General features: G+C 67.6%; 15 protein-coding genes. 10 read left to right on the forward strand and 5 right to left on the reverse strand.

What is annotated here, in order from left to right:
• Positions 1 to 175 precede the first annotated feature (175 nt).
• Positions 176 to 1,009, forward strand: coding sequence for a shikimate dehydrogenase family protein (locus SRAH_RS07425; protein WP_029462718.1), 834 nt, complete (start codon positions 176 to 178; stop codon positions 1,007 to 1,009).
• Here the strand turns inward: SRAH_RS07425 and SRAH_RS07430 are convergent, their stop codons facing one another.
• Positions 1,010 to 1,912 (reverse strand): sugar phosphate isomerase/epimerase family protein, encoded by a 903-nt coding sequence (locus tag SRAH_RS07430; protein WP_045476610.1) that lies wholly within the window; start codon positions 1,910 to 1,912, stop codon positions 1,010 to 1,012.
• Positions 1,909 to 2,838 carry a VOC family protein gene (locus tag SRAH_RS07435; protein ID WP_439645542.1) on the reverse strand — a complete coding sequence of 310 codons (930 nt, stop codon included), beginning with the start codon at positions 2,836 to 2,838 and terminating at the stop codon, positions 1,909 to 1,911. The genes SRAH_RS07430 and SRAH_RS07435 overlap by 4 nt, the downstream gene beginning before the upstream one ends.
• 140 nt (positions 2,839 to 2,978) lie before the next feature.
• Between SRAH_RS07435 and SRAH_RS07440 the strand changes: the two genes are divergently transcribed.
• Positions 2,979 to 3,758: an IclR family transcriptional regulator domain-containing protein gene (locus SRAH_RS07440; protein ID WP_029462721.1), complete on the forward strand. Its 780-nt coding sequence runs from the start codon at positions 2,979 to 2,981 to the stop codon at positions 3,756 to 3,758.
• Positions 3,759 to 3,778: 20 nt separating this feature from the next.
• Here SRAH_RS07440 and SRAH_RS07445 read toward each other — a convergent pair whose 3' ends face one another.
• From SRAH_RS07445 to SRAH_RS07460, 3 genes are all read right to left on the reverse strand, one after another.
• On the reverse strand, positions 3,779 to 5,101 hold the full coding sequence (locus SRAH_RS07445) for a replication-associated recombination protein A (RefSeq protein ID WP_029462722.1): 1,323 nt from the start codon (positions 5,099 to 5,101) through the stop codon (positions 3,779 to 3,781).
• Between the two features lie 57 nt (positions 5,102 to 5,158).
• Positions 5,159 to 5,962 (reverse strand): outer membrane lipoprotein periplasmic chaperone LolA, encoded by an 804-nt coding sequence (lolA, locus tag SRAH_RS07450; protein ID WP_439645543.1) that lies wholly within the window; start codon positions 5,960 to 5,962, stop codon positions 5,159 to 5,161.
• 148 nt (positions 5,963 to 6,110) lie between these two features.
• A complete protein-coding gene (locus SRAH_RS07460; RefSeq protein WP_029462724.1) occupies positions 6,111 to 8,651 on the reverse strand; it encodes a DNA translocase FtsK in 2,541 nt (846 codons plus the stop codon).
• A gap of 122 nt (positions 8,652 to 8,773) precedes the next feature.
• Here SRAH_RS07460 and trxB point away from each other — a divergent pair, with 122 nt between their 5' ends.
• The 8 genes from trxB to SRAH_RS07500 form a co-directional block, all read left to right on the forward strand.
• Complete coding sequence (gene trxB / locus SRAH_RS07465) at positions 8,774 to 9,718, forward strand: thioredoxin-disulfide reductase (RefSeq protein WP_029462725.1); 945 nt, start codon at positions 8,774 to 8,776, stop codon at positions 9,716 to 9,718.
• Positions 9,719 to 9,799: 81 nt separating this feature from the next.
• A complete protein-coding gene (locus SRAH_RS07470; RefSeq protein ID WP_029462726.1) occupies positions 9,800 to 11,407 on the forward strand; it encodes a carboxyl transferase domain-containing protein in 1,608 nt (535 codons plus the stop codon).
• Positions 11,408 to 11,420: 13 nt separating this feature from the next.
• Complete coding sequence (locus tag SRAH_RS07475) at positions 11,421 to 12,200, forward strand: enoyl-CoA hydratase/isomerase family protein (RefSeq protein ID WP_029462727.1); 780 nt, start codon at positions 11,421 to 11,423, stop codon at positions 12,198 to 12,200.
• A gap of 129 nt (positions 12,201 to 12,329) precedes the next feature.
• Positions 12,330 to 14,357: an acetyl/propionyl/methylcrotonyl-CoA carboxylase subunit alpha gene (locus tag SRAH_RS07480; protein ID WP_029462728.1), complete on the forward strand. Its 2,028-nt coding sequence runs from the start codon at positions 12,330 to 12,332 to the stop codon at positions 14,355 to 14,357.
• Positions 14,358 to 14,412: 55 nt separating this feature from the next.
• On the forward strand, positions 14,413 to 15,330 hold the full coding sequence (locus SRAH_RS07485) for a hydroxymethylglutaryl-CoA lyase (protein ID WP_029462729.1): 918 nt from the start codon (positions 14,413 to 14,415) through the stop codon (positions 15,328 to 15,330).
• 65 nt (positions 15,331 to 15,395) lie between these two features.
• Entirely contained in the window at positions 15,396 to 15,668 is a 273-nt protein-coding gene (locus tag SRAH_RS07490; RefSeq protein WP_082210117.1) for a DUF1289 domain-containing protein, read from the forward strand.
• A gap of 93 nt (positions 15,669 to 15,761) precedes the next feature.
• Entirely contained in the window at positions 15,762 to 16,199 is a 438-nt protein-coding gene (locus SRAH_RS07495; RefSeq protein WP_029462731.1) for a universal stress protein, read from the forward strand.
• Positions 16,200 to 16,337: 138 nt separating this feature from the next.
• Positions 16,338 to 17,856, forward strand: a 1,519-nt coding sequence (locus SRAH_RS07500) for an excinuclease ABC subunit A (protein ID WP_045476651.1), incomplete at its 3' end; no start/stop codon positions are given.

Genomic DNA, 17,856 nt, shown 5'->3' on the forward strand with positions numbered 1-17,856 from the left:
TTCCCGCACGCAAGGGACCTGGCAGCGCACTAAAAATGCCACAAAAATCAGGGTAAACGCGGATTTTGTTCGATTATCAACCCAACGCGAGCGGCATTCGATTGATAGCCTGCCATGACACCCCTGGGGCTGCGTGGGCGTGCATAGAATGAAATGCCCGAGGAGAACCCCTGTCATGATCAACGGCCACACAGAAATCATTGCCCACATCGGCTACCCGACGCACAGCTTCAAGTCGCCGCAGATCTACAACCCCTATTTCCGCTCGATCGGCGAGAACTCGGTGGTGGTGCCCTTGGCCTGCGAAGCGCAAGACTACCCCCAGTTCCTGCGCGCCATTTTTGCGCTGCGCAACATCCGCGGCGCCTTGGTGACCATGCCGCACAAGATGACCACGCTCAATCTGGTCGATGTCGCCAGCCCGGCCGCCATGGTGGCCGGGGCCTGCAACGCGGTCAAAAAAGGGCCCGACGGGCGCCTGCTGGGCGATATGTTCGACGGCGAGGGCTTCAGCCGCGCCTTGCTGCGCAAAGGCCACCCGATTGAGGGCAGCAAGGTGCTGATCGTGGGCTGTGGCGGTGTCGGCAGCGCCATTGCAGCCGCGCTGGCGGCGCACCGGCCCGCTGTGCTGCACTTGCACGACCGCCAGAGCGCGAGCGCGCACGCGCTGGCGCAGCGCCTGCAAACCTATTTCCCGGCCACGCGGGTTGAAATCAGCAACCCGGACCCGAGCGGCATGCACACCGTCATCAACGCCAGCCCGCTGGGCATGAACCCAGACGACCCGTTGCCGCTGGACGTGCAGCGCCTGGCGCCGCAGACGCTGGTGGGCGACGTGGTGATGGCGCAAACCCTGACGCCGCTGCTGGCGGCCGCCCAGCAACGCGGCTGCCCGATCCAGATCGGCACCGACATGCTGTTTGAGCAAATTCCGGTTTATCTGGCGTATTTTGGCTATCCCACGACAGACGCCCAAACCCTGCGCCAACTGGCGCAACTTGAAGGTTGATCAGGCGCGCAGGCGCAGGCTGTTGGGAAACGGCACCGAGCTGCGCAAGACATCGTCGGCCAGCCAGAGCGCCGAGCGTTTGGCCTGTTGCACCACATTGGGCAAGGGCATTTGCAGATAGTCTTCGTTGAAGACCTCGAAGCTGTAGTCGCCGGTGTAGCGCAAGGCATGCAGGCGCAGCACCAGATCGACCAGCTGCTGGCTGTGCACCCCCTCGCCCGGAAAGACCCGGAAGGTGCGCGCGGTGGCAATGCGCTCGGCAAAGGTTTTGGTCTCTTGCCACATGAAATCGGACAACTGCACCAACAGGATTTTTTCGGGGTCGATGTAGTCGATTTCCTCGATCGGCGTACCGGCTGCGAAAATGTGGAAGGAGTCGATGCCCAGCCCCAAATTGGGCGCATCGGCGCGGCACACCACGTCCCAGGCGGTGGTGAACTGGTTCACCACCCGCCCCCAAGACAGCGCTTCGTACGCAATCTTGATGCCCAAGGGCAGCGCCAGCATCGCGAGCTTGCGCAAATCGGCCGCCAAGTGGTCGAGGTCGCTGCTGGCGTGCACCGAGGTGGAGGAGCACACCAGCAGCAAGCCGCTCTCGAGCGTGGCGCACAGTTCGAGCATGCTTTTGGCCACCTCGACCTTGTAATCGTGCAAATGGCCCGACAGGCCCTCGAAGTCGCGCAGCACCTGAAACCCGGTCACGCGCAGGCCACTGGCCTTGACCGCCCGCACCGCCGCCTCGACCCCACCCGGATGCCCCACCAAGTCGTTGGCCTTGAGCATCACCTGGCCAAAACCGGCGCGCTGCATGGCTTCAAGCTTGGCCTCCAGCGTACCCGGCAGGGTGATGGTGTCCATGCCAAAGGCGGCTGGCACCAGCCGCGCCGCAAGGGCCGCGCTCATGGCTGCGCCCCCGGCGTGCTTTTGACCAGCTCAAACACCACCGCACCCAAGTAGGTTTTGCTGATGGCCCCGCGCGCTTCGCTGTGCGCGGCCTCGGTTTCCACGAATTCGACCCCATTGCGGCGCAACTGCTGCACCGCCAGCAGCACATCGGGAACGCCCAAGCCGATGCGTTGCAGGCGCTCGTCGGAATCGATCACATTGGGCTCGGGCTCGATCAGTTGCAACAAAAATTCGGCCCCGGCGTGGATGGCGGGCAGGCGCATCAGCTTGCCTTTGGGCAAAATGCCAAAGCGCTGCTCGTCGGGAATCAGGCTGGCCCCGAGCAGCACCGAGTAAAACTCGATCCAGTCGTTGCTGCGCTCGGGCCCGATGTACTGGACGATGCCAAAGAAATGCAGGCCGGCGCTCGCCGGCGGGTGCTGCTCGACCCCGGGAACGGGGATGAAGTCGACGTCGTAGATAGAAAATTCCCGATACCGATCGACGAAGTAGATGCGGCTGCCGCCCACACCGTGGATGGCCGGGATGTTGAGCTCCATCACCTCGGCGTGCGTGGGCACCGGCCAAGCCCCCTTGTCTTGCACGTAGCGGTAGGCGGCGCGCGCATCGCGCACCCGCAGGGCGATGGCCGACAGGCTGGCGGCACCCGAGGGGTCGGGCATGCGGCCGTCTCGGCCCTGCGCCATGTGCGCATTGACCACCACATTGAGCCCGCCCTGGCGGTACAGCAGCACCTCGCGCGAGCGGTGGCGTGCCACGGGCTTGAAACCCATCATCTCCAGCACCTGCCCCAAGGCCTGGGGTTTGCTGGTGGTGTATTCGATGAACTCGACCCCATCGAGCCCGATCGGGTTGGCTTCGTCGCTGCAAGAGGCCAACAAGGGTTCGCGCATGGCCGAGGCCAAGCTGCTGATTGGATTCATGGGCAGTGCTCCTCTGTGTTTTTGGCACTGTACGCCACTTTGTGGGCATGGTGACACAATGGGGCGCACGCGACTAGCGGCTATCGCGCATAATCGAGCGATCATCGACCAATTCTAGGCATACCCACGCCTAGCCTGCCATGCAAACCACGCCCCAAGCGCCTGCGCTCGAACGCCGGGATTGGATCGCGGGCCTGGAAAAAGGCCTGTCGATCATGCAGGTGTTCGACTCCGATCACCCGCGCCTGACGGCCAGCCAAGCGGGCCAGCGCTGCGGCCTGACGCGCACCGCCGCCCGCCGCCACCTGCTCACGCTGGCGCACCTGGGCTATGTGGCCAGCGACGGCAAGCTGTTTTGGCTCACGCCGCGCGTGCTGCGCCTGTCGCACGCCTACCTCGATTCGGCCCGGCTGCCGCGCGCGGTGCAGCCCTATTTGCAGCGCGTCACGGCGGGCACCGGCGAGTCGTCCTACGTGGCGGTGCTGGATGAAAACGATGTGGTCTATCTGGCGCGCAGCGGCACCCTGCGCCATACCCACTCGGGCTACACCTTGGGCTCACGGGTGCAGGCGCACGTAACGGCGGCCGGCATCGTCATCTTGGGCATGCTCGGGCCCACGCACTGGAATCCGTGGCTGGAGCGGCAATCCCTGCGCCCCTACACCGTACACACCCTGACCGACAAGGAGCGGCTGCGCGCCTGTTTTGAGCAGGCGCGCCTGCAGGGTTGGTTCATTTCGGATCAGCAGCTCGAAGTAAACTTTCGCGGCGTATCGGTGGCGCTGTACGACCACAAAGACCAACTGCTGGGCGCCTTGAGCGTGACCATGCCGATCAACAACGAAAGCCAAGAGACCGCCGTCAAGCGCGTGCTGCCGGTGCTGCAGGAAACGGCGCGCAGCATGCGGCTGCTGCTGTAGGACGCAGAATCTGGCAAGGCTTAGGGCTTCGGCGGCTCGGGCGGTGTGTATTGGGCCGGCGCAGCCGCCGCATTGCGCTGGCGCAGCTCGCGCAGTTTGTCGCCGATGCGGATTTCCAGCCCGCGCGGCACCGGCTCGTAAAAGGGCGGTGGGCGCAGGCCGTCGGGGAAGTAGGTCTCGCCCGCGGCGAAGGCCTCGGGTTCGTCGTGCGCGTAGCGGTAGCCCTTGCCGTGTTCGAGCGTGCGCATGAGCGCCGTGGGGGCGTTGCGCAGGTGCAGCGGCACCGGCCGGCTTGGGTCGCGCTGCACCAAGGCGCGCACGCTTTTGTAGGCCTTGTAAACGGCGTTGCTCTTGGGTGCCACGGCCAGATAAACCAGCGCCTCGGCCAAGGCCAGCTCGCCTTCCGGGCTGCCCAGGCGCTCATAGACTTCGGCGGCATCCAGCGCCAGCCGCAGCGCGCGCGGGTCGGCCAGGCCGATGTCTTCGCTGGCCATGCGGATCATGCGCCGGGCCAGGTAGCGCGGGTCGGCCCCGCCGTCGAGCATGCGCGCGAACCAATACAGGGCGGCGTCGGGGTCGGAGCCGCGCACGCTCTTGTGCAGGGCGCTGATGCTGTCGTAGAAGGCGTCGCCGCCCTTGTCGTAGCGGCGCAGTTGCTGGCCCAGCAGGTGCAGCAGCCAGTCGGCATCGATGGCGGCCAGGTTTTGCGCCCGAGCGGCCACGGCCAGCGTCTCCAAGCTGTTGAGCAGGCGCCGGGCGTCGCCGTCGGCGTGGCCGATGAGGAGCTGGCGCGCCGCCGGCTCGATGTCGGGCAGCCCCGCCTGCGCCTGCGCGCGCTGCAGCAACTGCTCCAGATCGGCCTCGCTCAGGGGCTGCAACACGTACACCGTGGCGCGTGAGAGCAGCGCCGAATTGACCTCGAAACTCGGGTTTTCGGTGCTGGCCCCGATGAAGGTAAAAAGCCCGCTTTCCACGTGCGGCAAGAAGGCATCTTGCTGGCTTTTGTTGAAGCGGTGCACCTCATCGACGAACACCAGCGTGGCGCGTGGCGGCTGGCTGGCCCGCGCCTGCTGAGCGCGCTCGACCGCCTCGCGGATGTCGCGCACGCCGCCGAGCACGGCGCTGATGGCGATGAAATCGGCCTCGAAGGCGTGCGCCATCAGCCGCGCCAGTGTGGTTTTTCCCACGCCGGGCGGCCCCCACAGGATGCAACTGTGCGGCTGCCCGGTCTCAAAGGCCACGCGCAGCGGCTTGCCCGGCCCGAGCAGGTGCGCCTGCCCGATCACCTCGGCCAGCGTTTGCGGGCGCAGCCGTTCGGCCAGGGGGCGGGTGGCGGCTTGCATGGGGTTCAAGGCGGTTGCGGGGTCAATCAGGGGGGGCATTCCGGGCTGTGTTGGGGCTCATTCGGGCCGGATCACGGCCGCGCCGGGCGGCACGCTGAAGCCAAAGTGGCCGGGCCGAAAGGCGCTCTGGGTGTCGAGCCGCTCAAAGGCAATGTGCGAGCGCTGGCCGAAGCGGTCCAAAATTTCGAGCACGGCCAGTTGCCCGCTGCGAAAGCCGATGCGCACCGCTTGCAGCGGCGCGTCCTCGGCCTTGGGGACAGCCTGCACCCAGCGCAGGCCGTCGGCGTCGGGGGCGTTGCTCAAGGCAAACGCCTGTTGCAGGGTGCGCAGATCGGCCCCGGAAGCCAGCAGCGCCGCCGGGGTCTGGCCCAGCACCTCGCGCTGCGGGCGCGCCGTGACCTGCGCCAGATCGGGGTCGTAGAGCCACAGGGTCTGGCCGTCGGCAACGATGAGTTGCTCGAAGGGGCGCTGGTAGTGGAAGCGAAAGCGGTTCGGGCGCTGGAACTCGAACACGCCGTGGCTGGTTTGAACCCGGGGTGCAGCCGGGGTGGCTGTTGGCGTGGCGGCCGTGTTGGCGGCGTTGGCTGCGGCCGCACGCGGGGCAGCACTGGGGCGCGGGCCGGTCACGGTCTGGGTGAAGGCGGCGCGGCCCTGCTGGGTTTGCTGCAAAAAGGCTTGCAGGTCGGCCAAGGCGGTGCCGGGGGCGGGGGCGGTGCTTGGGCTAGTCGTGGCGGGAGTGGGTGTGGCGGCAATGGCGACAGCCGGGGTGACAGAAACCAAAGCCGCCACCACAGCGAGCGGGGTCGCCCAAGCGGCTGTCGCATGGGCCAGTGCCAAAAAAGCGGCCAAGGCACTGGCCAAGGCGGGGAGCAAAAGGGTTCGTCGGTGCATCATGTGCATTGTGAATCAAAGCTGGTGCGCGGGTTGCAGGTGCTGGCGGCGCAGGTGTAAGGAGTTGTGGCCGCCGCCTCGCACCCACACGCCTCACCCCACCTCCCCCACTCGCCCCCTACTCCGCGCCGCGCCCACCCACCAGAATGTCGCGCTGGCCGCTGCTGGTCAGGGCGCTCACTAGGCCGGCGCGCTCCATGTCTTCGAGCAGGCGGGCGGCGCGGTTGTAGCCGATCTTGAGCTTGCGCTGCACGTAGCTGATGCTGGCCTTGCGGTCTTGCAGCACGATCGCCACCGCCTGGTCGTAGAGCGGGTCTTTCTCGCCGCCGCCTGCCGCCCCACCTTCGTCCCCCTCGGCCGCACCCTCGGCATCGGCCGGGCCTTCGAGCACGCCCTCGATGTAATCGGGCTCGCCGCACTGGGCTTTGAGCCAGGCCACCACGCGGTGCACCTCGTCGTCGCTCACAAAGGCGCCGTGGATGCGGCTCGGGTAGCCGCTGCCGCTGGGCATGTAGAGCATGTCGCCCATGCCCAGCAGCGCTTCGGCCCCCATCTGGTCCAAAATGGTGCGGCTGTCGATCTTGCTGCTGACCTGAAAGCTGATGCGGGTCGGGATGTTGGCCTTGATCAGGCCGGTGATCACGTCCACGCTCGGGCGCTGGGTGGCCAAAATCAGGTGCACCCCGGCGGCGCGCGCCTTTTGTGCCAGCCGGGCAATCAGTTCCTCGATTTTTTTGCCCACCACCATCATCAGGTCGGCCAGCTCGTCGATCACCACCACGATGTGCGGCAGCCGCTGCAGGGGCTCGGGCTGCTCGGGCGTGAGGCTGAAGGGGTTGCCGATGGGCTCGCCACGCGCCGCCGCCTCGGCGATCTTGGCGTTGTAGCCCGCCAGGTTGCGCACCCCGAGCTTGCTTAGCAGGCGGTAGCGCTTGTCCATTTCGGCCACGCACCAGTTGAGCGCGTTGGCGGCCTGCTTCATGTCCGTCACCACCGGGGCCAGCAGGTGCGCGATGCCCTCATAGACGCTGAGCTCCAGCATCTTGGGGTCGATCAGCAGCAGCCGCACGTCGCGCGGGTCGGCCTTGTAGAGCAGCGACAAAATCATGGCGTTGATGCCCACCGACTTGCCCGAACCGGTGGTGCCCGCCACTAGGCAGTGCGGCATTTTGGCCAGATCGACCACCACCGGGTGCCCGCCGATGTCCTTGCCCAGCCCCATGGTGAGCAGGCTTTTGGCATCGTGATAGACCTGCGAGCCTAGGATTTCGCTCAGGCGGATGGTCTGGCGCCGGGCGTTGGGCAGCTCCAGCGCCATCAGGTTCTTGCCCGGTATGGTTTCGATCACGCGGATGCTCACCAGCGAGAGCGAGCGCGCCAGATCGCGCGCCAGATTCACCACCTGCGCCCCCTTGACGCCGGTGGCGGGCTCGATTTCGTAGCGCGTGATCACCGGCCCGGGCAGCGCCGCCACCACCGTCACCTGCACGCCAAAATCGCCCAGTTTTTTCTCGATCAGGCGGCTGGTCATCTCCAGCGTTTCGGGGGCCACGCTGGCGGACTGGCGCGTGGCGGCGTCGAGCAGGTCGATCTGCGGCAGCTTGGTGTCGCTCAAATCGTGGAACAGCGGCTGCTGGCGCTCTTTGATCACGCGGCTGCTGGGCGGCACTTCGGTGAGCACGGGCTCGATTTGCAGCGTTTTGGCCTGGGATTTGGCCTGGGATTTGGCACCCGCACTGGCCGCCGGCTGGTGGCGTGCGACACCGTGCGGCGCGTCTGCAGGGGCATCGTCTTGCGGGTCAGGATCAGGGCCAAGGCTGGGTTCGAGGTCAGGGCCGGGATCGGACCCGGCCCAGTCAGCGCCCTGCAGGTGCAAGGCGTGCGCCGGGTGCGCCTGCTCGTATTCGGTTTCTTCTAGGGTGCGCTGGCGCAAGGCTTGGCGGCCGATGCGTTGGTCTTCGTCGGCCTCGCGGCGCTGGCGCCAATGTTGCAGCGCCTCGTCGATCCAGCGCCCCAAGCCCTCGGCCGTGGCGGCCCAAGAGAAGCGAAACACCCAAGCCAAGGCCACCACCAGCAAGCTGATGGCCAGCAGGGCCGAGCCGGTTTGCCCCAGCCAAAGCTGCGCCGCAGGCCCCAGCAGACTGCCCAACAGGCCGCCCGAGTCGCCCGGCAGCCAGGAATCCCAGCGGTGCAAGCGGCTCCACTCCAGCACCGCGCTGGCGACCAGCAACAACCCCAGCCCCACCCCAAACGCCACCCTGGACCACGGCGGCTGCTGCCAGCGGGCAAGCCAAGCAGGCCCTGTTGTGGGGGGCAGGACCGCGTGGCCGCTGGCCGACGGTGCGCGCAACCAGCGCGCCAGCCCCGCCAACCAGGTGTGCGATGCCGCCAGCAACAGCCACCAGACCGAGGCACCGAGCAAAAAATAAGCCAGATCGGCCAGCCAGGCCCCGGCGCGCCCGCCCCAGTTGGCCGTCGCCGCCCCGCTGCCCGAGGTGGACCAAGCGGCGTCGCTGGGGCTGTAGCTCAGCAGCGCGATCCAGCCGAACAACAGCGCCGCTGCCCCCAGCAGCAAGGCAAACTCCTGCGTGTAGCGCCCGATGCCGTTGGCTGCCGCGCGCGCCGCGTCTTTGTTGAGGGTGTTGACTGAAGAACTCATAAGCAGCCTCTAGCTTAACCGAGCGCGGCGAACGGCTTGGATGGCATACCCCCACCCGCATTTTAAAATCCTGCTACGATACACTCACCTTGTTATTTTTTGCGCACGGAAAGCCACCCACCATGAACACCCGCCACGCCCAAGTCCTCATCCTCGGCTCCGGCCCGGCCGGCTACACCGCCGCCGTCTATGCCGCGCGTGCCAACCTCAAACCCATGCTGATCACCGGCATGGCCCAAGGCGGCCAACTCATGACCACCACCGACGTGGACAACTGGCCCGCCGACGTGCACGGCGTGCAGGGCCCCGAGCTGATGCAGCGCTTTCAGGCCCACGCCGAGCGCTTCCAGACCGAAATCGTGTTCGACCACATCCAGAGCGTGGACCTGAGCCAGCGCCCCTTTCGCCTGAGTGGCGACAGCGGCCAGTACAGTTGCGACAGCCTGATCATCGCCACCGGCGCCTCGGCCAAATACCTCGGCCTGCCCTCGGAGCAAGCGTTCATGGGCCGTGGCGTGAGCGGCTGCGCCACCTGCGACGGCTTTTTCTACCGCGGCCAAGAGGTGTGCGTGGTCGGCGGCGGCAGCGCGGCGGTAGAAGAGGCGCTGTACCTGTCCAACATCGCCAGCAAGGTCACGCTGATCCACCGGCGCGACGGCTTTCGCGCCGAGCCCATTTTGATCGACAAGCTGATGGCCAAGGTGGCCGAGGGCCGCATCGAACTCAAGCTCTTTTATGTGCTCGACGAGGTGCTGGGCGACGACAGCGGCGTGACCGGCGTGCGCATCAAGCAGGTGCAGACCGGACAGACCGAAGACATCGCCCTGCAAGGCTGCTTCATCGCCATCGGCCACAGCCCCAACACCGAGCTTTTCAAAGGCCAGCTCGAACTCAAGGATGGCTACCTGGTCACGCAGGGCGGGCAAAACGGCTTTGCCACCCAGACCAGCGTGCCCGGCGTGTTCGCCGCTGGCGATGTGCAAGACCACATCTACCGCCAGGCCATCACCAGCGCCGGCACCGGCTGCATGGCGGCGCTGGATGCGCAGCGCTTTTTGGACAAGTAAGCGCAAGCCCCAAGCAGGGAGGCCAAGAAGGGCACGGCGCGCTGGCGCACAATAGGGGGGAGTAAAAGAGGAGACGCCCCCATGACCATCCTAGAGACCCGGCTCAAGCCGCGCAGCGCCGAATTTTTGGCCAACCAGCAGGCCATGCGCGCCTTGGTGGCCGATCTGCGCCAGCGCCTAGAGCAAATCGCAGTAGGCGGCGGTGCGGCAGCGCGCGCCAAGCACACGGCGCGCGGCAAGCTGCTGCCGCGCGAGCGCGTGCAAAACCTGCTCGACCCCGGCACCCCGTTCCTGGAGCTGGCGCCGCTGGCAGCGCTCGATGTCTATGACAACGAAGCCCCTTGCGCCGGCCTGATCACCGGCATCGGCCGCGTGGCGGGCATCGAGTGCATGGTGGTGTGCAACGACGCCACCGTCAAGGGCGGCACCTACTACCCGCTGACGGTCAAAAAACACCTGCGCGCGCAAGAGGTGGCGCAGCAAAACCGCCTGCCCTGCATCTACCTGGTCGATTCGGGCGGGGCCAACCTGCCCAACCAAGACGAGGTGTTCCCGGACCGAGACCACTTTGGCCGCATCTTCTACAACCAGGCGCAGATGAGCGCGCAGGGCATCGCGCAGATCGCGGTGGTGATGGGCTCGTGTACGGCGGGCGGGGCCTACGTGCCTGCGATGAGCGACGAGGCCATCATCGTGCAAAACCAGGGCACCATCTTTTTGGGCGGGCCGCCGCTGGTGAAAGCCGCCACCGGCGAGGTGGTGAGCGCCGAAGACCTGGGTGGGGGCGATGTGCACACGCGCTTGTCGGGCGTGGCCGACCATCTGGCGCAAAACGACCTGCACGCGCTGGCGCTGGCGCGGCAGGCGGTGGCGCACCTGGGGCGGCGCAAACAGCCCGACATGGCCTTGCGCACGCCGCTGCCGCCGCGCCACCCGGCCGAGGAGCTGCACGGCGTCATCCCCGCCGACAGCCGCAAACCCTTTGACGTGCGCGAGATCATCGCCCGCGTGGTCGATGACAGCGCGCTGCACGAGTTCAAGCCGCGCTTTGGCAGCACCTTGGTGTGCGGTTTTGCGCACATCGAGGGCATGCCGGTGGGGATTGTGGCCAACAACGGCATTTTGTTCAGCGAATCGGCGCAAAAGGGTGCGCACTTCATCGAGCTGTGCTGCCAGCGCAAGGTGCCGCTGGTGTTTTTGCAAAACATCACCGGCTTCATGGTCGGGCGCAAGGTCGAGAACGAAGGCATTGCGCGCCACGGCGCCAAGATGGTGACGGCGGTGGCCACGGCGGCGGTGCCCAAGTTCACGGTCGTGATCGGCGGCAGCTTCGGGGCTGGCAACTACGGCATGTGCGGGCGCGCCTTTGGCCCGCGCTTTTTGTGGATGTGGCCCAATGCGCGCATCAGCGTCATGGGCGGCGAGCAGGCCGCCAGCGTGCTGGCCACGCTCAAGCGCGACGCCATCGAGGCCAAGGGCGGCCAGTGGTCGGCCGAGGATGAAGAAGCCTTCAAAGCCCCGCTGCGCCAGCAGTACGAAACCCAAGGCCACCCCTACTACGCCAGCGCCCGCTTGTGGGACGACGGCGTGATCGACCCGGCCGACACGCGCCGGGTGCTGGCGCTGGGCTTGTCGGCGGCGCTCAATGCGCCGATTGAAGACACGCGCTTTGGCGTGTTTCGCATGTGAGGGGGCGCGCACCATGGCCAACCTGAACATCGCGCTGCACGGGGCGCGGGCCACCGTCACGCTGGCGCGGCCCGCGCTGCGCAACGCCTTCAACGAGGAGCTGATCGCCGAACTCAGCGCTGCCTTCCTCGATTTGGGTGCCCGCCCCGAGGTGCGCGCCATCGTGCTGGCGGCCGAGGGGCCGGCCTTTTGCGCCGGGGCCGATCTGCACTGGATGCGCCGCATGGCCGACTACTCGCGCGCCGAAAACCTTGCCGACGCCGCGCGGCTGGCGGCCATGCTGCGCCACATTTACGACTGCCCCAAGCCCACGCTGGCGCGGGTGCAGGGCGATGTGGTGGCCGGCGGCATGGGGCTGGTGGCGGCCTGCGACATGGCTATCGCGGTGGAAGGGGCCCATTTTTGTCTGAGCGAAGTCAAGCTGGGCCTGATTCCGGCCACCATCGGCCCCTACGTGCTGCGCGCCATGGGGGCGCGGGCGGCGCAGCGCTACTTTTTGAGCGCCGAGCGCTTCGACGCCGCCGAGGCGCTGCGCATCGGCTTCGTACACGCCGTGGTGCCGCCCGAGGCGCTGGATGCGCGCATCGACGAAATCGTGCAAGCCCTGTGCGCCAACGGCCCCGCCGCCGTGGGCGCCTGCAAGCGGTTGCTGCACGACATGGACGAGGCCCCGCTCGACGATGCGCTGGTGGCGCGCACGGTCGAGGCCATCGCCGACATCCGCGCCAGCGCCGAAGGGCGCGAAGGCGTGCAGTCCTTTTTGCAAAAACGCAAACCCAACTGGCTGGATTGAAGGAGCGCAGCGTGTTCAAGAAAATTTTGATCACCAACCGAGGGGACCAGCCGCGCAGCGGCGCAGCGGCGCAGCCAAATTGCTTGGCACGCGCAGCGTGCGCAGGCGGTTTCTCCGCGGGAGAGCAGCATGTTTAAGAAAATCCTCATTGCCAACCGCGGAGAAATCGCCTGCCGCGTGGCCGCCACCGCGCGCCGCCTTGGGGTGCAGACCGTGGCCGTGTATTCCGACGCCGACGCGCAGGCCAAACACGTGGCCGCCTGCGACGAGGCGATCCACATCGGCGGCCCGGCACCCAAAGACAGCTACCTGCAATGGGCGCGCATCATCGAAGCGGCGCAGGCCACGGGCGCCCAAGCCATCCACCCCGGCTACGGTTTCCTGAGCGAAAACGCCGAGTTCGCCCGCGCCTGCGCCGCCGCCGGGCTGGTGTTCATCGGGCCGCCTGCGGCCGCCATCGAGGCCATGGGGCTGAAAGCCGAGTCCAAACGCCTGATGGAGCAAGCCGGCGTGCCGCTGGTGCCGGGCTACCACGGGGCCGACCAAGACCCGGCGCTGTTGCAGCGCGAGGCCGACCGCATTGGCTACCCGGTGCTGATCAAGGCCAGCGCGGGCGGCGGCGGCAAGGGCATGCGCGTGGTCGAGCGCAGCGCCGACTTTGCCGCCGCGCTCGCCAGTTGCCAGCGCGAGGCCAGCAACAGCTTTGGCGACGACGCGGTGCTGATCGAAAAGTACGTGCAGCGCCCGCGCCACATCGAAATCCAGGTGTTTGCCGACCGCCACGGCCACTGCGTTTACCTGCACGAGCGCGACTGCTCGGTGCAGCGCCGGCACCAAAAAGTGCTCGAAGAAGCCCCGGCACCGGGCCTCACCCCCACCATGCGCCAGCAAATGGGCCAGGCCGCAGTGGCGGCGGCGCAGGCGGTGGGCTATGTGGGCGCCGGGACGGTGGAGCTCATTGTGGAGCAGGTCGCCTACGACCAGCCCGAAGCGATGAGCTACTTTTTCATGGAGATGAACACCCGCCTGCAGGTCGAGCACCCGGTGACCGAGGCCATCACCGGGGTCGATTTGGTGGAGTGGCAGTTGCGCGTGGCTGCGGGCGAGGCGCTGCCGCTGCAGCAGCACGAGCTGCGCATCCAGGGCCACGCCATCGAAGCGCGCATCTGCGCCGAAAACCCCGAGCAGCAGTTCCTGCCCGCCACCGGCACGCTGCTGCGCTACCGCAAGCCGCCCCACTGCGCCTTCGAGCGCGGCCCGCTGCGCTTTGACGACGGCGTGCGCGAGGGCGACGCCATCAGCCCCTTTTACGATTCGATGGTCGCCAAGCTGATCGTGCACGCCGACACCCGCGAGCAGGCGCTGGCGCGGCTGGACGCGGCGCTGGCGCAGACCCACATCGTCGGGCTCACCACCAACGTGCAGTTTTTGCGCCAGGTGCTGCGCAGCCCCTCCTTTGAGCAGGCCAGGCTCGACACCGCACTCATTGCGCGCGAGGCGGCGCACTTGTTTGGGCAAGACCCGCTCGGCCTGCCGCTGGCCGTGGCGGCGGCCACCGCGCAAACCCTGCTCGACGAGCGCGCCCTAGAGGGCACCGACCCCTTCAGCCGCCGCGACGGCTGGCGCAGCCACCCCAGTTCAGAGACGGTGCGCCGCATCGCCTTCGAATACCAAGGCCAGCCGGTCACGGCCAGCCTCACCTACCAGCGCGACGGCGGCTTGCACCTGAGCGTGGAGCCGGGCGCATATTCGGGCCCCTTGCGTTTTCATGCCCTACCCGCTGGCAGCGCCTGGGCGCTGGAGCTGAGCTTTGCCGGCCTGAGCAGCCGCGCCAGCGTCTATGTGCAGGGTGAGCAGATGCACATATTTAGCCCGCGCGGCGCGGCGCAGATCGTCGAAATCGACCGCCTGGCCCACGCCGGCGACACCGCCCCCGAAGGCGGCCGCCTGAGCGCCCCCATGCCCGGCAAGGTGTTGTCGTTTTGCGTCAGCGCCGGTGAGGCGGTGAAAAAAGGCCAGCCGCTGGCGCTCATGGAAGCCATGAAAATGGAGCACACCATCGCCGCCCCCAGCGACGGCACCGTGGTCGAACTGCTCTACGCCCCAGGCGACCAGGTGGCCGAAGGGGCGGAGCTGCTGCGTTTCACCCCGGCTTGAATAGGTCTGCAGCGGCGCAGCGCTTGCCCTGATCGATAAAGTTTTGGAGCCCTGCATGAAACTCCCATCCCACGTGCATCTGGTCGAAGTCGGGCCGCGCGACGGGCTGCAAAACGAGGCGCAGCCGCTGCCCGCTGCGATCAAGATCGAGCTGGTGCAGCGCTTGCAGGCGGCCGGCTTGCGCCACATCGAGGTCACCAGCTACGTCAGCCCCAAGTGGGTGCCGCAGATGGCCGATAACCACGAGGTGATGCGCGGCCTCCAGCGCCTGCCCGGGGTGTGCTACGCCGTGCTGACACCCAACCTGAAAGGCTTCGAGGCCGCGCTGGCGGACCGGCCCGATGAGATCGTGGTGTTCGGCTCGGCCAGCGAGGCCTTTAGCCAGAAGAACATCAATTGCAGCGTGGCCGAGAGCATCGAGCGCTTTGCCCCGGTGGTGGCGGCGGCGCGTGCGGCGGGCATTTTCGTGCGCGGCGCCATGAGCTGCACAGTGGGCTGCCCCTACGAGGGCGAGGTGGCGCCGCAGCAGGTGGGCCGGCTGGCGGCACTGATGAAAGGCATCGGGGTGCAGCACGTGGGCGTGGCCGACACCCTCGGCGTGGGCACGCCGCTCAAGGTGCAGCGCGCCTTCGAGGCCGCCTTGCAGCATTACGAGCTGCACCAGGTGAGCGGCCACTTTCACGACACCTACGGCCAAGCGCTAGCCAACACGCTGGCGGCGCTGCAACTGGGGGTGGCGCAGTTCGATGCCTCCGTCGCCGGCCTCGGCGGCTGCCCCTACGCGCGCGGAGCCCGCGGCAACGTGGCCACCGAAGACCTGGTCTATCTGCTGCACGGCATGGGGATAGACACCGGGGTCGATCTGGAGGCGCTGATCGACGCCGGTGCCTACATCAGCGCCGCACTCGGACGCGCCAGCGGCTCGCGGGTGGCGCGGGCGCTGCTGGCCAAGAGGGCGCAAGCGGCGCACTGAGGCTCGCTGCGCCGCAATAGGCGCACACACCCCGGGGTTGGCCTAGGTGCCCTACAGTGTGGCGCATGAACGATTTGCAGGCCAGCGCGCCCCGCCACCCCAATCTCAAAGCCGCGCTGCGCCAAGCCCGCAGCGGCGGCGCCGTGCCTTCGCCCTGCGTCGGTGTCTGCCGCATGGACGCGGCCAGCGGCTACTGCCTGGGCTGCTGGCGCACGCTGGACGAGATCGCGCATTGGAGTGCAGCCAGTGCAGACGAGCAATGGGCTTGCTGGGGGCGCATCGAAGGGCGCATCGAAGGGCGAATGGATGGCCGTGCGCAGGCGTGCCCGTTGCCATAAGGCCGCCCCGGCGCAGCACCGCGCCAAAAACCGCTCCCAGCTTGGTTAAGATGATGGCCCCGCCGTGCAAACGGCTCAACGCATGGAGTCGCGATGTTCAAAAAAATCCTGGTGCCCTCTGACGGCTCCAAACTGGCGCATGGTGCGGCCGAATTTGCCGCCGATCTGGCCAAGGTGCATGGGGCCAGCGTGGTCGGCCTGTACGTGATCGACCCATTCCCCTACATCGGCATTGGCGACGCCTCGGCCGCCGGTCTGCAGGCCTATATGGGCGAGGCGCAGGCCGCAGCCGACCGCTCGCTGGGCGACATCCAGGCCTGCTGCGAAGCGCGCGGCGTGGCTTTTGCCGCCGACACCATCGAGCGCAACAGCACCTACGAGGGCATTTTGGAAACGGCGCAAGACGAAGGCTGCGACCTGATCGTGATGGGCTCGCACGGCCGCACCGGCGTCAAGGCCTTGATTCTGGGCAGCGTGGCGCAAAAAGTGCTCACCTACGCCAAGGTGCCGGTGCTGATCGTCAAGCCTTGAGCCGCGCCCCGGCCTGCGCCCAAGCCTAGCCCTGCAGCCAAGCCACGCCCCGTGTCACCCGCCTTGCCTGTGTCGCCCGAGTCCGCTGCAAGCCCTGAGCCTCCTGCGCCAGCCCCTGAGCCTCCCGAGCCCGAAGGGCTGATCCGCATCCGCGGGGCGCGCCAGCACAACCTAAAAAACCTCGACCTCGACCTGCGCACCGGCGAGCTGACGGTGGTCACCGGGCCGAGCGGATCGGGCAAATCCAGCCTGGTGTTCGACACCCTGTATGCCGAGGGCCAGCGGCGCTACGTCGAGACCTTCAGCGCCTACGCGCGCCAGTTTCTGGACCGCATGGACCGCCCGGCGGTGGACCGGGTCGAGGGCGTGCCGCCCGCCATCGCCATCGACCAGAGCAACCCGGTGCGCAACTCGCGCTCCACCGTGGGCACGATGAGCGAGCTCAACGACCACCTCAAGCTGCTGTATGCGCGCGCGGCGCAACTGTTTGACCGCCAGACCGCGCTGCCGGTGCGCGCCGACCACGCCGATTCGATCTGCGCCGAACTGCTGCGCCGCAGCCAGCAGGAACAGGCCCGCACCGGGCAGGAGCCGCGCCTGCTGCTCACCTTCCCGGTGCAGTTGCCGGCCAGCAGCAGCGCGCTCGAAATCGAGCAGTGGCTCAGCGCCAGCGGCTACACCCGGGTGCTGGGGCAGCGCCTGCAGGCCGGCGTGGCGGGCCAGAGCGAACCGGTGCAGGTGCTCGACGTGGTGGCCGACCGGCTGCTGCTCAGCCGCGCCGAACGCGCCCGCGTGCTGGAGGCCATCGAGCGCTGCCTGCTGCACGGCGCCGGGCGGCTGAACGTCTATCTGGAGACCGCCACTGCGGCAAGTTCGGCCCCTTCAGCAGTCCATTCAGCCCCTGCGGCCGAGCCGCCCGCCGAGGCCAGCGTCTGGCGTTTTTCCACTGGCCTGCACTGCCCCGAGAGCGACTTGCGCTACCCCGAGCCGGTGCCGGCGCATTTTTCCTTCAATTCGGCGCTCGGCGCCTGCCCCACCTGCCGCGGCTTTGGCCGGGTGATCGGCATCGATTGGGGGCTGGTGATCCCAGACCCCAAACGCACCCTGCGCGCCGGGGCCATCAAACCCATCCAGACCCCGGCCTACCAAGAGTGCCAAGACGAGCTGCTGCAGCACGCCGAGGCGGCCGGCATCCCGCGCGACACACCCTGGATGCACCTGAGCGCCGAGCAACGCCACTGGGTGCTCGAAGGCGATCCCGGCTGGCGCGGCGACTGGAAGCGCCAGTGGTACGGCATCCGGCGCTTCTTCGACTACCTGGAGGGCAAGGCCTACAAAATGCACATCCGGGTGCTGCTGTCCAAATACCGCAGCTACACCGAATGCCCGGCCTGCCAAGGGGCGCGCCTGCAGCCCGACAGCCTGCTCTGGCGCCTAGGCAGCAAAGCCGACGCCGACGCGGTGCTGCCCCCCGAGCAGCGCTTTTTGCCCCCCGGCGCAGGCTGGAGCCGGGCGCAACTCGAAGCCCTGCCAGGGCTGTGCCTGCACGACCTGATGCGCCTGCCCTTGCAGCCCCTGCGCGAATTTTTTGCGCGGCTGGCGTGCAAGCCGCTGGACGCAGAAGCCGAAGCTGGCGCGGCCGGGGCTGGGGTGGGTG

Origin of the sequence: Serpentinimonas barnesii, assembly GCF_000696225.1 — a bacterium.
Classification (GTDB): Bacteria; Pseudomonadota; Gammaproteobacteria; order Burkholderiales; family Burkholderiaceae_C; genus Serpentinimonas; species Serpentinimonas barnesii.